Origin of the sequence: Flavobacterium sp., assembly GCF_003525665.1 — a bacterium.
Classification (GTDB): Bacteria; Bacteroidota; Bacteroidia; order Flavobacteriales; family Flavobacteriaceae; genus Flavobacterium.
Genome location: NZ_DQDX01000150.1, coordinates 13,567 through 14,321 on the forward strand (window position 1 = coordinate 13,567; position 755 = coordinate 14,321).

General features: G+C 35.8%; 2 protein-coding genes. Both read right to left on the reverse strand.

Translation table 11 applies throughout. From position 1 onward, the window contains the following. Positions 1-257, reverse strand: a 257-nt coding sequence (gene rpmA, locus DIU01_RS10625; protein WP_290834255.1) for a 50S ribosomal protein L27, incomplete at its 3' end; no start/stop codon positions are given. 31 nt (positions 258-288) lie between these two features. Continuing rightward, on the reverse strand, positions 289-755 hold a 467-nt coding region (locus DIU01_RS10630; protein WP_290834257.1), incomplete at its 5' end, for a bL21 family ribosomal protein.

Consider the following 755-nt stretch of genomic DNA (forward strand, 5'->3'; position numbering starts at 1 on the left):
TCTTCAAAAGGAATTACAGAAACAAATGACTTATCGCCAGCTTTTTTCTGAAATTTCACTACTCCATCAACTCTTGCATGTAAAGTGTGATCTTTACTAATGTAAACGTTTTCTCCTGGATTGTGTTTTGAACCTCTTTGTCTTACGATAATGTTTCCAGCAATTGCAGCTTGACCACCATATATCTTAACGCCTAAACGTTTAGAATGTGATTCTCTACCATTCTTCGAACTACCGACACCTTTCTTGTGAGCCATGATGTTTGGGTTTTATAAGTTAATACTAAAATTAAACAGCTTTTCCACCGTTTAACTCATCTTGTAATTTTTTTAATTCGTCCATTTTACCATCTGCAGCAAGTTGTGCTTGTTGCGCCCAAGTAGTTGGATCTAAATGTTGTACTTTGTTAGTTGATGCGTCTAAAATTTCTTTTACAGAATCAGCAGATGCAGCAGCAAGTTTTGCAAATGTATCAATTCCAGCAGCAACTAATGCTTCAGCAGCTTTTGGACCAATTCCTTCAATAATTACTAGATCATCACCTTTTTTAGATGCTTTTGGAGCTTTTGGTGCTTTTTCTTCAACTGCTTCTACAAGTTTCTCAGCTTTTGGAGCTGCTTCTTTTTTAGGAGCTGGAGTAGCTTTTTTTCCACCAGTAGCACTAATTCCTTCAATAAGAATTTGTGTTAAATACTGACGGTGACCGTTTCTCTTTTTGTAACCTTTTCTTCTTTTCTTTTTGAAAACGATTACTT